The 20,607-nt window shown below is 72.2% G+C and carries 15 protein-coding genes; 9 read left to right on the forward strand and 6 right to left on the reverse strand.

Going from position 1 to position 20,607, the window contains the following annotated elements; genetic code table 11:
• Positions 1-149: 149 nt before the first annotated feature.
• Complete coding sequence (locus ACFYU0_RS02075; protein WP_389297170.1) at positions 150-2,570, forward strand: SpoIIE family protein phosphatase; 2,421 nt, start codon at positions 150-152, stop codon at positions 2,568-2,570.
• Positions 2,571-2,606: 36 nt separating this feature from the next.
• Here the strand turns inward: ACFYU0_RS02075 and ACFYU0_RS02080 are convergent, their stop codons facing one another.
• The 5 genes from ACFYU0_RS02080 to ACFYU0_RS02100 form a co-directional block, all read right to left on the reverse strand.
• Positions 2,607-4,223: a cation acetate symporter gene (locus tag ACFYU0_RS02080; protein WP_389297172.1), complete on the reverse strand. Its 1,617-nt coding sequence runs from the start codon at positions 4,221-4,223 to the stop codon at positions 2,607-2,609.
• Positions 4,220-4,597, reverse strand: a complete 378-nt coding sequence (locus tag ACFYU0_RS02085) for a DUF485 domain-containing protein (protein ID WP_389297174.1) — start codon at positions 4,595-4,597, stop codon at positions 4,220-4,222. The genes ACFYU0_RS02080 and ACFYU0_RS02085 overlap by 4 nt, the downstream gene beginning before the upstream one ends.
• 400 nt (positions 4,598-4,997) lie before the next feature.
• On the reverse strand, positions 4,998-6,020 hold the full coding sequence (locus tag ACFYU0_RS02090; RefSeq protein ID WP_389297176.1) for a TolB family protein: 1,023 nt from the start codon (positions 6,018-6,020) through the stop codon (positions 4,998-5,000).
• Positions 6,021-6,043: 23 nt separating this feature from the next.
• Complete coding sequence (locus tag ACFYU0_RS02095) at positions 6,044-7,375, reverse strand: MFS transporter (protein ID WP_389297178.1); 1,332 nt, start codon at positions 7,373-7,375, stop codon at positions 6,044-6,046.
• A gap of 26 nt (positions 7,376-7,401) precedes the next feature.
• Positions 7,402-8,247 (reverse strand): glycosyltransferase, encoded by an 846-nt coding sequence (locus ACFYU0_RS02100; RefSeq protein ID WP_389297180.1) that lies wholly within the window; start codon positions 8,245-8,247, stop codon positions 7,402-7,404.
• 477 nt (positions 8,248-8,724) lie between these two features.
• Between ACFYU0_RS02100 and ACFYU0_RS02105 the strand changes: the two genes are divergently transcribed.
• The 8 genes from ACFYU0_RS02105 to ACFYU0_RS02140 all read left to right on the forward strand — a co-directional run bounded on the left by ACFYU0_RS02105 (position 8,725) and on the right by ACFYU0_RS02140 (position 19,876).
• Entirely contained in the window at positions 8,725-10,032 is a 1,308-nt protein-coding gene (locus ACFYU0_RS02105; RefSeq protein ID WP_351660642.1) for a sugar transferase, read from the forward strand.
• Between the two features lie 23 nt (positions 10,033-10,055).
• Positions 10,056-11,111 carry a Gfo/Idh/MocA family protein gene (locus tag ACFYU0_RS02110; RefSeq protein ID WP_389297182.1) on the forward strand — a complete coding sequence of 352 codons (1,056 nt, stop codon included), beginning with the start codon at positions 10,056-10,058 and terminating at the stop codon, positions 11,109-11,111.
• Positions 11,112-11,122: 11 nt separating this feature from the next.
• Positions 11,123-12,124: an NAD-dependent epimerase/dehydratase family protein gene (locus tag ACFYU0_RS02115; protein WP_389297184.1), complete on the forward strand. Its 1,002-nt coding sequence runs from the start codon at positions 11,123-11,125 to the stop codon at positions 12,122-12,124.
• Positions 12,121-13,260, forward strand: a complete 1,140-nt coding sequence (locus ACFYU0_RS02120; protein WP_389297186.1) for a DegT/DnrJ/EryC1/StrS family aminotransferase — start codon at positions 12,121-12,123, stop codon at positions 13,258-13,260. Before ACFYU0_RS02115 ends, ACFYU0_RS02120 begins: the two co-directional genes overlap by 4 nt.
• Complete coding sequence (locus ACFYU0_RS02125) at positions 13,257-13,967, forward strand: acetyltransferase (RefSeq protein ID WP_351660653.1); 711 nt, start codon at positions 13,257-13,259, stop codon at positions 13,965-13,967. The genes ACFYU0_RS02120 and ACFYU0_RS02125 overlap by 4 nt, the downstream gene beginning before the upstream one ends.
• A complete protein-coding gene (locus ACFYU0_RS02130) occupies positions 13,964-15,082 on the forward strand; it encodes a DegT/DnrJ/EryC1/StrS family aminotransferase (RefSeq protein ID WP_351660656.1) in 1,119 nt (372 codons plus the stop codon). Before ACFYU0_RS02125 ends, ACFYU0_RS02130 begins: the two co-directional genes overlap by 4 nt.
• A 69-nt stretch (positions 15,083-15,151) precedes the next feature.
• On the forward strand, positions 15,152-18,757 hold the full coding sequence (locus ACFYU0_RS02135; RefSeq protein ID WP_389297189.1) for a DUF4082 domain-containing protein: 3,606 nt from the start codon (positions 15,152-15,154) through the stop codon (positions 18,755-18,757).
• Positions 18,758-18,829: 72 nt separating this feature from the next.
• Positions 18,830-19,876: a glycosyltransferase family 2 protein gene (locus ACFYU0_RS02140; RefSeq protein WP_389297191.1), complete on the forward strand. Its 1,047-nt coding sequence runs from the start codon at positions 18,830-18,832 to the stop codon at positions 19,874-19,876.
• A gap of 17 nt (positions 19,877-19,893) precedes the next feature.
• On the opposite strand, the gene ACFYU0_RS02145 is transcribed toward ACFYU0_RS02140, so the two are convergent.
• Positions 19,894-20,550 carry a hypothetical protein gene (locus ACFYU0_RS02145; protein WP_389297193.1) on the reverse strand — a complete coding sequence of 219 codons (657 nt, stop codon included), beginning with the start codon at positions 20,548-20,550 and terminating at the stop codon, positions 19,894-19,896.
• Positions 20,551-20,607: the final 57 nt, after the last annotated feature.

Here is a 20,607-nt window from a genome sequence, read left to right on the forward strand (position 1 = left end):
CTTACATTGCGTCAGCGGGCCGGGGCGCACGGGAGGAAGCCGAACCACACAGTGCGGGACGCCGTCACGCCGGTCGTCGGCCGGGGCCGGGCCCATCGGCGGCACGTCGCTGACCGACTACAAGGTGGTGTCAAGCGGTGGAGAAGCGGATGACGGAGTTCAGCGAAGGCCAGGACGATCCGTTCACCCCGCACCTCGCCGCCCTGGCGGTGCTCGACGACCGGGGAGTCGTGGTCGGATGGAACCGGCGGGCCCAGGAGCTGCTCGGCCATCCGGACACAGCCGTGATCGGCCGTCCGGCATTCGAGGTCCTCGTGGACCCCCGCGACCTGACGGCTGCGAAGGAGGCCGCGGCGAGCTGCCGGAGAGCCGGCGGCTGGTTCGGCGTGCTGAAGGCGCGGCACCGGGACGGGCGGCTCGTGGAGATGGGGGTCAGGGCCCACGCCCTGTCACGTGATGAGCGGATCCGTGAGTGGTTTCTCGTCGGGGCACGCGCGGTTGACGTCCTGGAGTGGCAAAGGGACCTCGCGGTGCTCGACGGGTTGTACCGCCGGTGCCCCATCGGCCTGGTCGTCCACGGCCCCGACCTGAGGCTTCTCCGGGTCAACCGGGCCATCGAACGCTTCACTGGCGTCCCGGCGGCGGATTTCCGGGGGCTGCCCACCGGGCAGATGCTCCTCCCCGACGACGCACGCAAGGCCGTGGACCGTGTGCGCCGGGTCATGGAGACGGGAAGACCGTTGGTCTACTCCGAGCAGTTCGCCCGCCTGGAGCAGGATCCGGCACGGGAGCGGGTCGCGTTGGTCTCCTCCTTCCGGATGGAGGATCCCTCCGGCCGCGTCCTGGGGGTGGCCGAGATGATCGAGGACATCACCGAACGCCACCGGGCCCAGAGCCGGCTCGCGCTCCTCGACCAGGCCGGCAGCCGCATCGGAACCACGCTCGACGTGGCGGAGACCGCCCGGGAACTCGCCGAGGTGATGGTGCCGCACCTCGCCGACCATGCGTCGGTGGACCTGCTGCAGCCGGTGACGCGCGGTGAGGAACCGGCGCAGGCCTTGGGAGGGGCCGTGGTCCGGGTGGGGGCCCGCAGTGTCGGCGCCCAGCAAGCCGGGCCGCCTCACCCTGCGGGCGAGCCGGTGGAGTTCGGACCGGACACGCCCCAGGCCAGATGCCTGGCCGACGGGCGGCCCGTCCTGGAACCGGTACTCCCGCCCGCCTGGTTCTCGATGGAAGGCCGTCAGGGGGCCCACGCTCCGGACCTGAGCGCCCACTCGCTGATCGTGGTACCCGTTGCCGCGCGTGGCCTGGTGCTCGGCGTGATGTCCTTGTGGCGTTCGCGCCGCCCCGATCCCTTCGAGGCGGACGATCTCACTCTCGCCCAGGAACTCGCTTCGCGCGCCGCCGTCGCCATCGACAATGCCCGGCGCTTCACCCAGCAGCAGCAGACCGCGTTCACCCTGCAGAGCAGTCTTCTGCCCCGGGCGGTTCCGGACCAGTCGGCCGTCGAGGTGGCCATGCGCTATCTGCCGGCCAGCGCGGCCCCGGGCCTGGGCGGCGACTGGTTCGACGTCATCCCGCTGTCCGGGGCGCGGGTCGCCCTCGTCGTCGGCGATGTGGTGGGACGAGGACTCCACGCCGCCGCCACCATGGGCCGGCTGCGTACCGCCGTCCACACGCTGGCCAGCCTCGACCTGGAACCGGACGAGGTCCTCTCCCGCCTCGACGATCTGGTCGACCTCCTGGCGGCGGAACAGGAAGCAGCCGGCGAACGGCCCGTCGGTGAGCAGGTCGTCGGTGCCACCTGCCTGTACGCCGTGTACGACCCGGTCTCCGGGCGCTGCTCCGTGGCCCGCGCGGGCCACCCGCCGCCGGTGGTGACCGCGCCGGACGGCCAGGCGGCCCTGCTCGACCTGCCCGCCGGCCCACCGCTCGGCCTGGGCGGCCTGCCGTTCGAGGCCCGGGAAGTCGAACTGGCCGAGGGAAGCCTGCTGTGCCTGTACACCAACGGACTCATCGGTGAACGCCACATCGATGCCGACCTCGGCCTGAGCAAGCTGTACGCAGCGCTCACCCGCCCCGCGACCGCGCTGGAACGGACATGCCAAGCGGTGGTCGACTCACTCGTGTCCGCGCGCCCCACCGACGACGTCGCGTTGCTGATCGCCCGCACCCGCGTGCTGCCACCGGCCGGCGTCGCCTCCTGGAACCTGCCACTGGAGCCTGCCAGCGCCGCCCGGGCCCGGGAACTGACCTCGGCCAAGCTGAGCGAATGGGGGCTGGAGCACTTGGCGTTCACGACCGAGTTGATCGCCAGCGAACTGGTCACCAACGCCTACCGCTACGCCAGTGGCCCCGCGACCCTGCGGCTGATCCGTGAACGGTCTCTGGTCTGCGAGGTCAGCGACACCAGCCACACCTCACCCCACCTGCGTCGCGCCCGGACCACCGACGAGGGCGGCCGCGGCCTGTTCCTGGTGGCCCAGATGACGGAACGCTGGGGCACCCGCTACACCCGCGAGGGCAAGACCGTGTGGACCGAACAGTCACTGGCCGGCACGCTCGCCTGACCGGCTCCGCCTGCGCAGCCCGCTCCTCCGCCGTCGTCATTCGGCCGCGGCGAGCATCCGTGCCTCGCTCTCCTCGTACAGCCGCCGGTTCTCGCGGCTGTGAGCGGGGCGACGCCGGTGGTCCAGACGGCTGCCCAGCCAGCCCGCCAGGTAGCCGAACGGGACGGAGACAAGTCCGGTGGACTGCATGGGGAACAGGTCGAAATGGGCGTTCGGGAAGACGGCGGACGGTGTGCCGGAAACGGCTCTGGACACGGCCATCAGCAGCAGCGCGCAGCCCGCTCCGCCGTAGAGGGCGGCCAGCAGGCCGGTGCGCGTGAAGCCGCGCCAGAACAGGGAGTAGGTGAGCGCGGGCGCCACCGCCGATGCCCCGATGCAGATGGCCAGCGTGGTAAGTACGCCCACGTTCCAGTTCTGGACCAGAATGGCGAGTCCGATGGCGAGGGTTCCCACGGCCGCGCTCGTCCACACCGCCACCGTCATCTCGGTACGCGGCTCCGCGCGCCCCCGTCGCGCCGCATGGGCGAACAGGTCGTGGGCGAGCGACGAGGCCGCGGCCAGGGTCATCCCCGCCACCGACGACAGCAGGGTGATGAAGACCATGCCCGCCACGGCCGAGTAGAGAATCGTCGTGCCCGCCGATCCGGATGCCCCGCCGAGCACCTGCGACAGCATGAGCACCGACGTCCTGCCCTGCGGGTCGGCCGCGGTGATGTACCGCGATCCCACCAGCGCCGCCGCGCCCGTCCCCATGACGATCACGAAGAGGCAGAATGTGGTGACCGTGGCGACCGCCCACGACATGGAGCGACGTACCGCCGGCGCGTCCTGCGCGGAGTACAGACGCATCGTGATGTGCGGCAGGCAGGCCACGCCGAGGACCACGGTGATCTGGAGACCGAAGAAGTCCAGCCGCTCACCGGTCGAGGTGCCCAGCTGAAGGCCCTGCCGGAGGAAGCCGGGGCCCGCGCCGCTGCCGTGCTGGGCGGCCCTGAGCAGGTCGCCCGGACTCCAGTCGAAGCGGTTCAGGACCAGGGCGGCGACGACGGCGCTGGTGCCGAGCAGGAGCACGATCTTGATCATCTGTATGAGGGCGGTGCCTCTCATACCGCCGAGCGCCGCGTAAATGATCATCAGGCTGCCGACGATGACGATGCAGGCCGTCCTGGCGCCCGCGACGTGCGGGAGGTCCAGGATGAAGGTGAGCAGCGACCCGGCCCCGGAGAGCTGGACGACCAGGAAGGGCAGGGTCGCCGCGAGCGTCACCACACAGGAGGCGACACGCACCGACCGCGCGGGCATGTTGCGGGCCAGAACGTCGCCCATGGTGAACGTGCCGGCGTTGCGCAGGGGTTCGGCCAGCAGGAACATCAGCAGCACCAGGGACAGGGCCGTGCTGACCGCGAGGACGTAGCCGTCGTATCCGGCGAGCGCGACGATGCCGGTGGTGCTCAGCACCGTGGCCGCGGAGATGTAGTCACCCGCGATGGCGAGGCCGTTCTTGAGCGGGGTGAGCGAGAGGTAACCGGTGTAGAAGTTGGTCAGGTCGTTGCGGTCCGGTCCCGCCATCACGCACATCAGCAGCGTGAGGGTGACCAGGGTGGTGAACAGAACGAGGACGGTGGCCTGCGTCCCGGAACCGAAGTCGTTCATCTCGCCGCTCCCGCGTTCCGGCCGGCCGGAACAGCCCGCTCCCTGACGGCGCGGGCCAGCGGATCCACCGAGCGTTCTGCGCTGCGTCCGTACCAGAAGACCGCCACGAAGGTGACGACGAGTTGGAGGACCCCCAGGGCCATTCCCAGGCTCAGCTCCCCGGCGATCCGGGACCCCATCAGGTCCGGTGCCCAGCAGGAGAGCACGACGTACACCACGAACGAGCCGAGCGCGGCCAGCGTGGAGCTCCGGCGGAGCAGCCGGTAGGCCGAGCGGAGGGTGGCCAGGTCGTCATGGTGCGGAGCCTGGTGCGCATACGACTCGTCCCAAGCGGCGGCGTCCCCGAACCAGCCGTGTCCGGGGGCGTCGTTCACGGGTCCCCGAGGCCCGGTGCGGGGCGGCGGCCATCCGGATGGTCCGGGTGGTGGGTACTGGTGCTCGTCGGGGTGTGTCATCGCCTGGCCTTTCACTGCGGCACGAATACGTGGAGGTGAAGGGGGAAACGCATCAGGCGGCGCACCATACCGACTGGTTGGGATGTCTGTAAGTCTGCTGTGGATCACGTTTTGGGGTCGACGCGGCTCCCGCGGATGTCGATCGGCCGACTGCGGTGGATCAACGGGTGGGGTCGAGAAGCGCCTCGCGGGCACACCTGCGGAGCGGCTGCCGAACGGTTCGTACGCTGCGGGGTCCTCGGAGCGGACGAGGTGATGACGCACGGCACCGGTGCGGCCCGGCTCGGATGCGCCCGCGGCCTGGGACATGAGGGCCCCGCTACAGCGGCGCCGGTGAGGAGGCCCCCGAGATCAGCAGACGGGGCGTTCCCGTGCCGTCCGCGGGCACGGTCCACAGATCGCTGCCGCCCACCTCGCCGTCGGCGGGCAGGGCGTAGGCGAGGGTGCGGTCGTCCAGCCAGGTGGCCTGGTCGTCGACGCTGTGGCGCTCGGCCAGCGGTGTCCGGCGCAGGGTGCGCAGATCGAGCACGTACTCGTGCCAGAGCGTGGCGCCGGACAGGACCCGCTTCTTGAAGGCGACCCGGGTGCCGTCGGGGGAGAGCGAGGGGCACTCCACGTTCTCGGTCAGGGTGGTGACCGAGCGCCGGGAGACCGAACCCCGCACCAGGTACGTCTTGTTGCCGGTGTTGAGGGTGGCGTAGAAGGTGTCGTCGTCGGAGGCGAAGGTGACGCCCCAGAAGTTGACGTCCGAGGCGTGGTACGGCTTGCCGTCCTTGACCACCGAGAACTTCTCCAGGCTGGGGACCAGCCGCATGGTGCGGGTGTCCAGGATCGAGGTCCGGGTGGAGAAGTACGCGGAGGAGTAGGACTCGCCGGAGACGAAGACGGTCCAGGCGGCGAAGCGGCCGCTGGGCGAGACCCGGGCCCGGCTGGGCGTGCCCGCGAGCGGGAACTCGCGCCGGGTGCGCAGGCCCGCGTCCAGGATCAGGGCGCGGTTGCTCTGCTTGAGGACACCGGGGTCGGACTGGAGGCAGACGCCGGTGCCGGCCGCCGCGTAGAAGCGCGCGCACTTCAGGTCCGAGGCGACCCGCCGGCCGCCGGGATCGGCCGACGGCACCGAGGCGACGGCGGCGCGGTGCGGGCCCGCGGCCGCGTTCACGAACGTCAGGCGGTGCTTCTGGCCGAGCGTCAGCCTGCCCTCGCCTACGGCGGGGCCGCCCGCCTGCGGCCGGCCGGCGCGGTCGGCGCGGGAGGCGGCGTGCAGGACCACGCCGGTGCCCAGGCCCGCGAGCAGCAGGACCGCCACGGCGAGTACGAGCAGACGGCGGTGGAGCGTTGTCATCCGGATCCTTGGGGCTGAGGTCGTCATCGGGTCCCGCCGGCCGGCCGCAGCACCAGGCCCGCGACGGCCGCGCAGGCCAGCAGCCCGACCGCCGAGCCGGCCAGCGCGGGGCCGTCGCCCCACACCGTCCAGGCGGCGCCGAAGGCCAGCGAGCAGCAGAACCTGGCCAGCGCCTGGCTGGTGCCGACGATGGCGAGGCCGCTGGCGCGCAGCTCCTCGGGCACGACGCCGGCGAGGGCGGCCGGGAGCACGCCGTCGGTGGCCGCGTAGAACATGCCGTGCAGCGCGAGCACGGCCGGGGCCAGGACCGGCGTGGCCGGCGCCCACAGCAGCAGGGCGTAGGCGGCGAGCAGGCCCACGTGCCCGGCGAGGAACACGGTGCGCCGCCCGATCCGGTCGGCCAGCGCGCCCGCGGGCACCGCGAGCAGCAGGAACACCGCGGCGGTGCCCAGCGGCAGCAGCGTGAACCACTGCTCGCCGATGCCCGCGCGGCGTTGCAGGAGCAGGTAGACGAAGGCGTCGCTGACGGTGGTCAGGCCGAGCAGGGCGGCGCAGCCGGCGAGCGCCCGCAGACGCGGCAGGCGCAGCAGCGCCAGGGCCTCGCGCACCCGGACCGGCGGCCTGCCGCCCTGGGGGCCCGGACGGTCCGTCCCGCCGGGTCCGCCCGGACCGTCCGGCGCGCTCGGCTCGCCCGCGTCAACCGGCCCGCCCACCGCCTCCGTCGGCGTCTCCCGCCGCCTGCCGGGCACGAACAGCACCAGCACCAGTACGCCGAGCACGGCGACGCACGCGCTCACCCCGAACACGGCGTCGTAGCCGTCGGCCGCCGCGCGCAGGATCAGGAAGGCCGCGAGCGGGCCGAGCATCGCGCCGGTGGTGTCCATCGCCCGGTGCACGCCGAACGCCCGGCCCTGGTTCGCGGCCGGCGTGGACAGGGAGATCATCGCGTCGCGCGGGGCGGTGCGCAGGCCCTTGCCGGTGCGTTCCAGGGCGAGGACCGTGCCGAGCGTGCCGATGCTGCCGGCGAGCAGCAGCAGCGGCTTGCAGAGCGCGGACAGGCCGTAGCCGAGCCCGGCCATCAGCTTGTGGTTGCGCACCCGGTCGGCGAGGTGGCCGCCGGTGAGCTGGACCAGGGCGCTGACGCCGTTGTAGACACCGTCCAGGGCGCCGAACCCCAGCGGACTGAAGCCGAGTTGGCTGACCAGGTACAGCGGCAGCACGGCGGTGACCATCTCCGAGGAGATGTCGGTGATCAGGCTGACCGTGCCGAGCACGAGGACGACCGGGGCGACCCGGCGTGCGGGGCCGCGTCCGGTGTCCGCACGGGCGGGAGCGGAGCGGTCGGTGAGATACATGATCGGGGACTCCAGGTGCGGTGCGATCAGTTCTGCCGGCTGCTCTCGTCCCGGAGCCAGGTGCCGAAGTCCTCCGCCGCGATGGCCTTCCGGGCCCGCCACCGGGCGACGACCGCCGTGGCGACGAGGACCACGACGCCCACGAGGAGCCTCGGATCCTCACGGACCAGCGCCAGCAGGTCCGCCCTGCCGGTGCGCGCCGACGCCTCCTGCGGGTCCCGGTGCCGCTCCACCTGGGCGGTGGACACCGCGGCCCTGATCCGCCGCCTGACGAGATCCGGCCAGGTGCGCGGCGGTTGGATCACGACCCGGGCCGCACCGACCACGAGCCGCTCCCCGGGCGCGAACGCCAGGGACGCGGCCAGATCGTCCGCCATCAGCGGCGGCAGCGCCGCGATCCGGGCGTACCCGGCCTCGGAGACCGCGATGACGCCGCGTCCGAACAGCCCCTCGCGCACGGCCGGGAGCCGCTGCCACACGCGGTAGTAGGCCCGTACCGGCCACGCGCAGGCGGCCAGCGGGAGCTGCCGTTCGGGGGCCGTGGCGAGGATGCCGGAGGCGTCGTCGAGGGGCCCGGCCAGCGCCCGTACGTCGGCGGCCGTGAGCACCACATCCGCGTCCACGTAGATCCGTGGGAAGCCGCGCGCGTGGTCGTCACCCGCCCGCAGGGCCGCGTGCTTGGAGGGGACCGGGATCTCCACCACCCGCACCCGCGGGCCGCGCCGGGCCGCGATCCGCGCGGTGTCGTCCGTGCAGCCGTTGCACACGACCACGATGTCGGTCTCGTCCCCGGAAGGGTCCGCCAGCAGCGAATCGAGGAGCCGGCCGAGGACGCGTTCCTCGTTGTGGGCCGGGATCACGATGCTCGTCACCCGGGCAGTATGCCGTCGGTGTCGGCTTCGCGCTGTGTGTTTCGTCCAACTGTTCCCGCGACTGGGTCCCGTGGTCTAGATTGAGGTCCGCCGGGCCGGTTTGGGAGGGACATCCGCAGCTGACGCATCGTCAAGTCGCGGGGTCGTAAGCCGGATACGGCACAGGCAACAACCAACGTGCAGGGCGCGACGGACGGTTGGGGAACCGTCGACAGCTCCCTGGTTTTCCGGCGCCGTTGTGTTGAGGAGACGCACCGGCGTCGTTCCGGCCCTGGCCGCGGACTTGCGACCGTACGTCCGCATCGCTCGGTCAGGGGTAGCCGCGCATGTGGTGGGGGGGGCATGACCGTTGAGGTCACGCATGAGCAGGTGGTTCTGGATCACAGAGGTCCGGAAGCACGCCGAAGACCTTGGGAACGGAAGTACCGTACGGTCCTGCCGGTCGCGGACGGCCTGGCGGCCGTAGCCGCGGCCTTAATGGTCCACGGAGCGTACGGCCGCTGGACGGTGGCGCTGGTGCTGCCGCCGGTGTGGATCGTGGCGATGCTGGCCCATCGCTCCTACGACCGGGGCGCCCTGGGCCTGGGAACCGAGGAGTACCTGCGGGTGCTGCGCGGGGCCGTCGCCCTGCCGGCGCTGGCCGCCTGTGCGTACTGGCTGTTCGCACGCGACCTGGGCCTGCTGCACGACATGATCGCGGCCGCGGCGCCCGCCGCCGCGATCGCCCTGGTGGTCCGCTACGCGCTCCGCCGCCGGCTGCGCCGGCGCTGGGCACGGGGCCGGGACCGCACCGCGGCGCTCCTGGTCGGACCGTCGCACGGCGTCGTCGAACTGGTCGCCGTGCTGCGAAGAGCGGGCGGCGCACAGGAGATGCAGGTCGCCGGCGTGTGCCTGAGCGACCCTGAGAACGCGGTCGCCATCCGTGAGCTGGGGATCCCCGTCCTCGGCGGGATCGGCGACATGAACGACGTGGTCCGCGCCATGGGCGTGGGCACCGTCGTGGCGCTGCCGGCGCCCGAGCTGGACGCCTCCGTCCTGCGCCGGATGTCCTGGACGGCGGCCGTGCAGGACGTCGACTTCCTGGTGGCGCCCGTGCTGACCGACGTGTCCGCCTCCCGGCTGGTGGTCCGCCCCACCAACGGGGTCCCATTGATGCGGATACAGGCGCCGAACCTCTCCCGGGCCTCCCGGCTGCCCAAGGAACTGCTGGACCGGGCGCTCGCCGCGCTGCTGCTGGCGGTGCTCCTGCCGCCCATGCTGGTGATCGCCCTGGTCGTCCGGCTGGACAGCACCGGTCCCGCGCTGTTCCGGCAGCGCCGGGTGGGCCGCTACGGAAACCACTTCACCATGCTGAAGTTCCGCACGATGCGGCAGGACTCCGAGGCCCTGCGCGCGGAACTGGAGCACCTCAACCAGAACAGCGACGGCCTGCTGTTCAAGGTGAAGGAGGACCCGCGCATCACCCGGGTCGGCTCGCTGCTGCGCCGCAGCTCGCTCGACGAACTCCCGCAGCTGATCAACGTGGTGCGGGGCCACATGTCGCTCGTCGGCCCCCGCCCCTCGCTGCCCGAGGAGGTCGAGGAGTACACCCCGGACATCAAACGCCGGCTGCTGGTGAAGCCCGGCCTCACCGGGCTGTGGCAGGTCAGCGGCCGCTCCGACCTGCCCTGGGACGAAGCGGTCCGGCTCGACCTCGGATACGTGGACAACTGGTCGATGGGCCTCGACCTGACCATCCTGCTGCGCACCGGGTCCGCCGTGGTGCGCGGAGCGGGGGCCTACTGATGGACCGAAGGAAGAGGAACACGGTGACGCAGACCACGGATCCGCTGGGGGTGGCGGTCGTCGGGGCCGGCTACTGGGGCCCCAACCTCGTACGCAACTTCCAGGCCAGCGATCGGTTCCGGCTGCGCTGGCTGTGCGATCTCGACGTGGACCGGGCCCAGCGGGTCCTCGGCGGCTACTCGACCGTCCAGGCCACCTCGGACTACGCGGCCGTCCTGGCCGACCCCGCCGTCGCCGCCGTCGCCGTGGCCACCCCCGCCGGGACCCACCTCGACATCGCCCTGGCCGCGCTGCGCGCCGGCAAGCACGTCCTGGTGGAGAAGCCGCTCGCCGCCACCTACGCCGACGGGATGCGCCTGGTCGCCGAGGCGGAGGAGCGCGGGCTCACCCTGATGTGCGACCACACCTACTGCTACACACCCGCCGTGGGCCGCATCCGCGACATGGTCCGCTCCGGCGAACTCGGCGAGATCCACTTCGTCGACTCGGTGCGGATCAACCTCGGCCTCGTCCAGAAGGACATCGACGTCCTGTGGGACCTGGCGCCCCACGACCTGTCCATCCTGGACTTCATCCTGCCCGACAACGTCGAACCGGTCGCGGTCGCCGCCCACGGGGCCGACCCGATCGGCGCCGGACAGGCCTGCGTGGCCTATCTGACGCTGCAGCTCAACACGGGGGCCATCGCCCACGTGCACGTCAACTGGCTCTCCCCGACCAAGGTCCGCACCACCATGGTGGGCGGCTCCAAGCGCACCCTGATCTGGGACGACCTCAACCCGGTCCAGCGCGTCGCGGTGTACGACCGGGGCGTGGACCTCGCCGCGCCGCAGGAGATCGGCGCGGACGAACGGCGGGAGATGCTCGTCTCCTACCGCTCCGGGGACATGGTCGCCCCCGCGATCGGCGAGAAGGAAGCGCTGCGCAGCATGGTCGACGAGTTCGCCGACGCGATCCGGAGCGGACGGGCTCCGCTGACCGACGGGCGGGCGGGCCTGCGCGTGCTGGACATCCTCGAAGCCGCCTCCCGGAGCCTTGAGTTCCGGGGTGCCGTAGTCGGCCTGCGCGCCGGGCACTGACAGTTCCACCGATGGAGAGGGCACATCAGTTGAGCAGCGTACGGGGCAAGAAGATCCTGGTCACCGGAGGGGCGGGGACCATCGGGTCCAATCTCGTCGACCTCCTGGCCGAGGGCGGCGCCCGTGAGATCGTCGTGCTGGACAACTTCGTCCGCGGGCGCATGGGCAATCTGGCCCGCGCCCTGCCCAGCGGCGTCGTCGACGTCGTCGAGGGCGACATCCGGGACGCCGCAGCCGTACGGAAGGCCACCGCGGGCGCCGACCTGGTCTTCCACCTCGCCGCGATCCGCATCACGCAGTGCGCGGAGGAGCCCCGGCTCGCCAACGAGGTCATGGTCGACGGCACCTTCAACGTGCTGGAGGCGGCGGTCGAGGCCGGGGTCGGCAAGGTGATCGCCTCGTCCTCGGCGTCCGTCTACGGCATGGCCGAGGACTTCCCGACGACCGAACGCCACCACCCCTACAACAACGACACGTTCTACGGCGCGGCCAAGGCCTTCAACGAGGGCATGCTGCGCAGCTTCCACGCCATGTACGGCCTGGACTACGTGGCGCTGCGGTACTTCAACGTCTACGGCCCCCGGATGGACATCCACGGCCTCTACACCGAGGTGCTCATCCGCTGGATGGAGCGCATCGAGGCGGGCGAGCCGCCCCTGATCCTCGGCGACGGCAGCCAGACCATGGACTTCGTCGACGTCAGGGACATCGCCAGGGCCAACGTGCTGGCCGCCGAGTCGGACCTGACCGACGAGGTCTTCAACATCGCCAGCGGCACGGAGACCTCGCTGAAGGAACTCGCCCAGGGCCTGCTGGAGGCGATGGGGGCCGAGGGCCTGGAGCCGGAGCACGGGCCCGCCCGCGCGGTGAACGGCGTGGTCCGGCGGCTCGCGGACACCTCGCACGCCGCCGAACGGCTCGGCTTCAGCGCGCGGATCGACCTGCGCACCGGGCTCAGGGACCTGGTCGACTGGTGGCGCGCGGAGCGCGCCGCGGGGGAGGCCGCCCGGTGAGCGCCGACCGCATCCCGGTGATGATCCCCTGGCTCGGCGAGGAGGAGGCCCGGGCCGCCTCCGAGGCGGTGCTCTCCGGATGGGTCGCCCAGGGCCCCAGGGTCGCCGCGTTCGAGCGGGCCTTCGCGGAGCGGGTGGGCGCCGAGCACGCCGTCGCGGTCAGCTCGTGCACCACCGCACTGCACCTGTCCCTGGTCGCGCTCGGCCTCGGGCCCGGCGACGAGGTCGTGGTGCCCTCGCTGTCGTTCATCGCCACCGCCAACGCCGTGCGCTACGTCGGCGCCGAGCCGGTGTTCGCCGACGTCGAGCCCGCCACCGGCAACCTGACCCCGGCCACCGTCGACGCCGTCCGCACCCCGCGCACCAGGGCCGTCCTCGCCGTCCACCAGGGCGGCGTGCCGGCCGACGTGCACGCTCTGCGGGCCGCCTGCGCCGACTGGGACCTGCCGCTGGTGGAGGACGCGGCCTGCGCCATCGGCTCCACCGTGGGCGGCAAGCCGGTCGGCCACGGCGCGCTGCTCGCCGCCTGGTCCTTCCACCCCCGCAAACTCGTCACCACCGGCGAGGGCGGCATGGTCACCACCGACGACGCCGGATGGGCCGAGCGCCTGCGCCGGCTGCGCGAGCACGGGATGAACGCCTCGGCGGCCCAGCGTCACGCGAGCAGCCGGCCGGTCCTGGAGAGCTACCTCGAGGTCGGCTTCAACTACCGGATGACGGACATCCAGGCCGCGGTCGGCCTGGTCCAGCTCGGCAAGCTCGACGAGATGATCGCCCGCCGCCGCGAACTGGCCGCCCGCTACGACCGGTCGCTGCGGGACGTCCCCGGCCTCACCCCGGTCCGCGACCCCGCCCACGGGCAGAGCAACTTCCAGTCCTACTGGGTGCTCCTGGACGAGGGCTTCCCCGTCGGCCGGGACGACCTGCTCGCCGCGCTCGCCGCGGCCGGTGTCTCGGCCCGGCGCGGGATCATGGCTGCGCACCTCGAACCCGCCTACGAAGGCCACCCCCGTGGCCCGCTTCCGGTCACCGAGCGGCTCAGCCGTGACTCGCTGATCCTGCCGCTGTTCCACACGATGACCGAGGACCAGCAGGACCGTGTCGTGACGGCGCTGCGCGAACAGGCCCGAAGATGAACGGGCTGCTGATCGTCGGCGCCGGCGGCTTCGCCCGCGAGACCGCGCAGGCCGTGCGGGACGCGGGCCGCACCGAGCTGCTCGGGCACCTCGACGACAACGCCGCCCTGCACGGCGCCGAGGTGGACGGCGTGCCCGTCCTCGGCGGCTGCGACCTGGTCCACGAGCTGCCCCGGACCCGCGTGGTCGTCTGCGTGGGCAACCCGGGGGACTACGCGTCCCGGGCCCGGCTGGTCGCCAGGCTCGGCCTGCCCGCCGACCGCTACGCCACCGTGGTCCATCCGACGGCTGCGGTGTCCGGGTCGTCCGAGGTCGGCCCCGGCTCGGTGCTGCTGGCGCACTGCGCGCTGACCGCCGCCGTCCGGGTGGGCGCGCACGTCGCCGTGATGCCGCAGGCCGTCCTCACCCACGACGACGTGGTCGAGGACTGCGCCACCATCGCCTCCGGCGTCCGCCTGGGCGGCGGCGTGCGGGTGGAGCGGGGCGCCTATCTGGGCTCGGGCGCCCTGGTCAGGGAAGGCACGACGGTCGGCGCCTGGTCGCTGATCGGGATGGGGAGCGCCGTCCTCGGCGATGTACCGCCGGGCGAGGTCTGGGTGGGGAGCCCGGCCCGTCGGCTGCGCGCGGCGGACGCGCCCGCGCTCGACCAACTCGCTTCGCGGAGGCACGACTTCGCGACGCACGCACTGGGGGGACCAGTCACATGAACCAGATTCCGCTCGTGGACCTCAAGGCGGCCCACGAGGAGGTCGCCGACGAGGTACGGGCCGGCTTCGAGCGTGTCCTCGCGGGCACCGCGTTCATCGGCGGCGAGGAGGTCCGCCTGTTCGAGCGCGAGTACGCGGACTTCGGCGGCGTCGCGCACTGCGTCGGCGTCGCCAACGGCACCGACGCCGTCGAACTCGCCCTGCGCGCCAGCGGGGTGGGTCCAGGCGACGAGGTCGTGGTGCCCGCCAACACCTTCATCGCCACCGCGGGCGCGGTGGCCCGCACCGGCGCACGGCCGGTCCTCGCCGACTGCCTGCCCGGCACATACCTGCTCGACCCGGGGGCCGCGCTGGACGCGGTCACCCCGGCCACCCGCGCGGTCGTACCGGTCCACCTCTACGGCCAGATGGCCGACGTGACGGCGCTCACCGGCCGGCTGCCGGACCAGGTGCGGGTGGTCGAGGACGCCGCACAGTGCCAGGGCGCCACCCGCGACGGCCGCTCGCCGGGCAGCGGCGGCATCGCGGCGACCAGCTTCTACCCCGGCAAGAACCTGGGCGCCTACGGCGACGCGGGCGCGGTGCTCACCGACGACGAGGAGCGGGCCGGCCTGGTGCGCGCCGTCGCGAACCACGGCGGCGTCGCCAAGTACCGCCACGACGTGCCCGGTTTCAACAGCCGGCTGGACGGGCTGCAGGCCGTCGTGCTGCGGGCGAAACTCAAGCGCCTCGCGGCCGGCAACGCCGCCCGCCGGGCGGCCGCAGCCCGCTACGACGAGATGCTCGCCGGCCTCGCCGCGGCCGGACGGGTCGTGCTCCCGGTGACGGAACCCGGCAACGTCCACGTGTGGCACCTCTACGTCGTCCAGGTCGACGGCGCCGACCGCGACGACGTCGTCGGCAAGCTCAACGCGGAGGGCATCGGCGCCGGGGTGCACTATCCGGCACCGGTCCACCTGACCCCGGCGTACCGCCATCTCGGATACGCCCGGGGCGACTTCCCGAACGCCGAGCGGACGGCGGAACGGATCCTGTCGCTCCCGCTCCACCCGCACATCACCCAGGACCAGCAGCAGCGTGTCGTGGACGCACTCGCCCACGCCCTGCGCGGCTGACCGGTCACGGCTTCACGGCTCCACCCCGACCGCACGGGTCGGTCCTGCACAGCACCGCGAGAGGTACTCATGAAAAAATGGAGCAGACGGATCCGGGGCAGCCGCCTCGCCGTCGTAGCAGCGTTGATCTGGGCGGTGCTCCCGCAGGCGGGGACCGCCCTGGCCGCCTCCGATCCGTGCGGAGCGGGTTCGAACCCCGTCGTCTGCGAGAACTCCAAACCGGGCACCCCGAAGTCCGACTGGTTCTCGCCCAACGCCTACGGTGACATCAAGGGCTTCTCCACCAAGGAGAGCGTCCAGGCCGGTGACACCGTGCAGTTCAAGGTGCAGTCGAAGGTCTCGTACCACGTCGAGATCTACCGCCTCGGCTGGTACGGCGGCGACGGCGCGCGCAAGATGTCCACCGCGGCCCAGGCCGCCGTCACCTACCCGGCCAACTACCTCACCAAGCCGGCCAACTGCACCACCAAGAGCAGCACCGGCCTCGTCGACTGCGGCAACTGGCCGGTCACCGCCACCTGGACGGTGCCCAGCGACGCCGTCTCCGGCCTGTACATCGCGAACCTGACCCAGACGGACGGCGACGGCCTGATGCCGTACCCGTTCGTGGTCCGCAACGACTCCAGCACCTCCGACGTCGTCGTGCAGACCAGCGACCAGACCTGGCAGGCCTACAACGACTACGGCGGCCAGGACCTCTACGGCGGCACCGGTCCCGCGCCGGACGGCCGCGCCTACGAGGTCAGCTACAACCGGCCGCTGGACATCGGCGGCGACAACGGCATCTACGGCTCCGAGTACATGATGCTGTCGTGGCTGGAACGCAACGGCTACGACGTCAGCTACCTGTCCGGCGTCGACGTGTCGGCCAACGGCGCCACCCTGCTGAAGAAGCACAAGGTGTACCTGTCCTCCGGCCACGACGAGTACTGGACGCAGAGCCAGTACTCCAACGTCCTCGCGGCCCGGAAGGCCGGCGTCCGGCAGGGCTTCTTCAGCGGCAACGAGGTCTTCTGGAAGACCCGGCTCACCCCGAGCATCGACGGCGCCAACACGGCCAACCGCACCCTGGTCTGCTACAAGATGACCAAGATGGCGCAGAACAACGGCATCGCCGACCCCAGCGGCGTCTGGACCGGCACCTGGATGGACCCCGCCAGCACCCAGTACGGGCAGGACTACCAGCCGCCGAACATCCTCACCGGCTCCATGTTCACGGTGAACGGCTACCGCAGCGACGCCATCACCGTCCCCGGCTCGTACGGGAAGAACCGGATCTGGCGCAACACCTCCGTCGCCAACCTGACGTCGAGCCAGACCGCCACCTTCCCCGAGGGGACCCTCGGCTACGAGTGGGACAGCGACATCGACAACAGCACCCGGCCCGCCGGGGCGATCGACGTGTCGTCCACGACGGTCGACATCAACGACGGCAAACTGCGCACGGACTGGGGCAACGTCTACGGCAACGGCACGGCGACGCACAACCTCGTCGAGTTCCGCGACCAGGACTCCGGCGCCCTGGTGTTCGGCGCGGGAACCGTGCAGTGGTCGTGGGGACTGACCAACATCCCGACCTACGACCCCGCCGACACCGTGGTCACCGAGGACGCCCGCATGCAGCAGGCGACCGTGAACATCCTGGCCGACATGGGCGTCCAGCCGCTGACCCGGCAGAGCAACCTCACCGCCGCGACGGCCACCACCGACACCACCGGCCCGGCCGTCACCGTCACGGCGCCGGCCTCCGGGGTCACCGTCCCGGCGCTGAAGCCGGTCACCGTCACGGGCACCGCCACCGACTCCGGGGGCGGCGTCGTGGCCCGCGTGGAGGTGTCCACCGACGGCGGCAAGACCTGGAACGCCGCCACCGGCCTCACGTCCTGGAAGTACACCTGGACCCCGACCGCCCCCGGCGCCGTGTCCGTCAAGGTCCGCGCGGTGGACGACAGCGTCAACATCGGCGCCGTCGGCACCCTCCCGCTCACCGTCGGCCCGCAGGCCTGCCCGTGCACCGTCTGGCCGGCCTCCGCCGTGCCCGGCACCGTCAACGGAGGCGACGGCAGCGCCGTCGAACTCGGCGTGAAGTTCCGCACCACGGTGGCCGGTTCCATCACCGGCGTCCGCTTCTACAAGTCGCCGGTCAACACCGGCACCCACACCGGCAGCCTGTGGAGCGCCTCCGGCACCCGTCTGGCCACCGGCACCTTCACCGGCGAGTCGGCCTCCGGCTGGCAGCAGCTCAACTTCTCCACCCCGGTCAGCGTCAAGGCCAACACCACCTACGTCGCCTCGTACTTCGCCCCCAACGGCGGATACTCCTACGACGGCGGCTACTTCTCCGGCTCCGACGCGGGCCTCGCCCCGCTCACGGCGCTGAAGTCGGGCACCGACGGCGGCAACGGCGTCTACCACTACGGCTCGGCCAGCGCCTTCCCGTCCTCGCAGTCCTCGGGCAGCAACTACTGGGTCGACGTGGTGCTGGACACCTCGACGGCCAGCACCACCCCGCCCACCGTCACCTCGACCTCCCCGACGTCCGGGGCGACCGGCGTGTCGATCACGGCGCCGGTGTCAGCCGTCTTCAGCTCGGCCGTCGACTCCGACAGCCTGACCTTCACCGTGAAGGGCCCTAACGGCGACACCGTGCCGGGCGCCTGGACGCTCCCCGCGTCCAACAAGGCGACCTTCACGCCGTCGACGGAACTGGCGCTGCACACCACGTACACCGCCTCCGTGCAGGCCACCGACCTGTGGGGCAACGCCATGGCGGACCCGGTGACCTGGACCTTCACCACCAGCACCACCCCGCCGGCGGTCACCTGCCCCTGCACGCTGTGGAACGCCTCCGCCGTGCCCGCCACCACCGACATGACCGGCGACACCAACTCGGTCGAGCTGGGCACCCGGTTCACGTCCTCGGCGAGCGGCTGGGTCACCGGTGTCACCTTCTACAAGGGGACCGGCAACACCGGCACCCACACCGGCAGTCTGTGGTCCGACGACGGCACGCTGCTCGCCACCGGCACCTTCACCGGCGAGTCGGCCTCGGGCTGGCAGCGGATGACCTTCACCAACCCGGTGGCCATCAGCGCCGACACCCCGTACGTCGTCTCCTACCACGCGCCGAACGGCCACTACGCGGTCGACGGCGGCTACTTCGCCGGAGCCCACCAGTCCTACCCGCTGACCGGCACCGCCGACACCGCCGCCCACCACAACGGGCTCTACCGGTACGGCGCCGACCCGGCCTTCCCGACCGGCTCCTACGGATCCGCGAACTACTGGGTGGGCCCGGTCTTCACCGCCGACAACCCGAGCGCGTCCCTGGCGGCGCCCGGCGCCTCCGAGGACAACGGGTCCGCGCTGACGCACACCGCCGACGCGGGCAGCCCGCTCGTCACCACCCTGCCCGCGAAGACCGCGGTGTCGTCCGTCAAGGCGACCGTGACCGTCCTGTCCGGCCCCCGGGCGGCCGCGGCCGGGAAGCTCCACGTCACGGCCGTCACCTCCTACGACCGGGCGAGTCACAAGGTGACCGTCCACCTGTCCGGCCCGCTGCCCGACGGCACCCGGTTCAAGGTCGCGGTCACGGCCCGGGACAGGCACCGCCACGCGGTGAAGTCCCACAGCTGGACCCTGACCGCCAGGACCGCCCACAAGAAGAAGAACTGACCCGACACAGCGCACCGGCGGCGGCCCACGGCGAACCCGTGGGCCGCCGCCGGGGATTGGCATTACCCACCGATGAGCAGCGTCAGTGTTGTGATCCCCTGCTACAAGTACGGCCACTTCCTCGCCGACTGCGTCAGCAGCGTCCTGGACGAGCAGGACGGCGTCGACGTCCGGGTCCTCATCATCGACGACGCCTCGCCCGACGACTCGGCGGAGACCGCGCTCAAACTGGCCGCCTCCGACCCGCGGATCGAGGTCCGCGTCCACGAGACCAACAAGGGCCACATCGCCACCTACAACGAGGGCCTGCTGGAATGGGCCGACGGCGACTACGTCGCCCTGCTCTCCGCCGACGACCGGCTGGTCCCGGGCGCCCTCGTCCGGGCCGCCGCCCTCCTGGACGCCCACCCCGAGGCCGGGTTCGCCTACGGGCGTCCGCTGCGCTTCCAGCACGGCGGACCACTGCCGCCGGCCCGCACCCGCGGCACCGGTTCGGTCGTCTACCTCGGGCAGTGGTGGCTGGAACGGCGCTTCCGCGAGGGCACCGGCTGCATCACCTCACCGGAGGTCGTCGTCCGCACCAGCCTCCAGCGCGAGGTCGGCGGCTACGACCCGGCCCTGCCGCACGCCGGCGACATCGAAATGTGGATGCGGCTCGCCGCACACGCCGACGTCGGCTACGTACGCGGCGCCGACCAGGCCTTCTACCGGGTCCACGGAAAGAACATGTCCACGACCGACTTCGGCGGTCAGCTCGACGACCTGCGCCAGCGCCTCGTGGCCTTCGACTCGGTGCTCGCCAAATGCGGCGACCGGCTTCCGCACGCCGACCGCCTCGCCGACCAGGTCCACACCCGGCTGGCCCGCTTCGCACTGCGCCGGGCCTACCGCGCCTACGACCGCGGGCGTACGGAGGTCGTCCCGGTCGACGAGTGCGTGGCCTTCGCCGCGCAGTGCCTGCCGGACTACGCGAAGCTGCCGGAGTACCGCGCGCTGCGGCTCAGACGGCGGATCGGCGCGAAGGCGATGCCGTACCTCCAGCCGCTGGTGTGGTCCGCCGTGGCCGAACGCGGCCGGGAGCGGCTGTGGTGGGAGTCCTGGAAGCGCCGCGGTATCTGATGGGAGAACAGTTCGTCTCAGCCGGCCGCGAGGACCGGGCCGGCGTGCCGTCCGGGCTTGGCCGCGCGACGGCTCAGCAGGTACCGGTCGAGCCACAACGCGCCGAGAACGCCGCCGGCCAGGCCCAGCAGGCCGGTGCCGGCCAGGCCCCGGCTCCGGTCCCCCCGCACCTCGGCGGCGCTCGGCGAGGTCAGCACGGAGGCGGTGATCCGCGAACCGGCCGGCACCCGCTGGGCCGACTGCATCGCGTCGACGTGCCGGGTGTAGACGTCGACGATGCGGCGCACCGCCGCCACGGCGGCGTCCGCCCCGGCGGCCTGCGACTGGATCTGCAGGGAGGGGATCAGATAGCGGGGCGTGGCGCTGGTCCCGCTGTTGCGGGGGACGAGATGGTAGGTCCCCTGGACGCCGGCAGCCCTCAACTCACGCCGCCCCGCCGGGGATTCGAGCTGCTGCACGACCCCGTAGGAGACCAGGGCGAGCGGCGGCTGCAGATTGGTGAGCTGGTTGGGCTGGTTCCGGGTCACCGGCGGCTTCAGGACGACGACGGCGGACCCGGTGTACTGGGGCGCGGGACGCACCACCTGGTACGCCGCGGCGGTGGTCAGCAGCAGTGCGGCCAGCACCACGTACCAGCGGCGGAGCAGTGCGTCGGCGACGTTCCCGGGCGACATACGAGATCCTTCCGTCAGCTCCGATACTGGCAGGACGCACGGCGGGATGCCACCGAA

Source organism: Streptomyces sp. NPDC003720 (genome assembly GCF_042875075.1).
Classification (GTDB): domain Bacteria; phylum Actinomycetota; class Actinomycetes; order Streptomycetales; family Streptomycetaceae; genus Streptomyces.

Coding starts and splice junctions, on each gene's coding strand:
- ACFYU0_RS02075 (WP_389297170.1), top strand. CDS start 150: ATGACGGAGTTCAGCGAAGGCCAGGACGATCCGTTCACCCCGCACCTC.
- ACFYU0_RS02080 (WP_389297172.1), bottom strand. CDS start 4,223: ATGAACGACTTCGGTTCCGGGACGCAGGCCACCGTCCTCGTTCTGTTC.
- ACFYU0_RS02135 (WP_389297189.1), top strand. CDS start 15,152: ATGAAAAAATGGAGCAGACGGATCCGGGGCAGCCGCCTCGCCGTCGTA.
- ACFYU0_RS02140 (WP_389297191.1), top strand. CDS start 18,830: ATGAGCAGCGTCAGTGTTGTGATCCCCTGCTACAAGTACGGCCACTTC.
- ACFYU0_RS02145 (WP_389297193.1), bottom strand. CDS start 20,550: ATGTCGCCCGGGAACGTCGCCGACGCACTGCTCCGCCGCTGGTACGTG.
- ACFYU0_RS02105 (WP_351660642.1), top strand. CDS start 8,725: ATGGTCCACGGAGCGTACGGCCGCTGGACGGTGGCGCTGGTGCTGCCG.
- ACFYU0_RS02115 (WP_389297184.1), top strand. CDS start 11,123: ATGGAGAGGGCACATCAGTTGAGCAGCGTACGGGGCAAGAAGATCCTG.
- ACFYU0_RS02090 (WP_389297176.1), bottom strand. CDS start 6,020: ATGACAACGCTCCACCGCCGTCTGCTCGTACTCGCCGTGGCGGTCCTG.
- ACFYU0_RS02130 (WP_351660656.1), top strand. CDS start 13,964: ATGAACCAGATTCCGCTCGTGGACCTCAAGGCGGCCCACGAGGAGGTC.
- ACFYU0_RS02125 (WP_351660653.1), top strand. CDS start 13,257: ATGAACGGGCTGCTGATCGTCGGCGCCGGCGGCTTCGCCCGCGAGACC.
- ACFYU0_RS02095 (WP_389297178.1), bottom strand. CDS start 7,375: ATGTATCTCACCGACCGCTCCGCTCCCGCCCGTGCGGACACCGGACGC.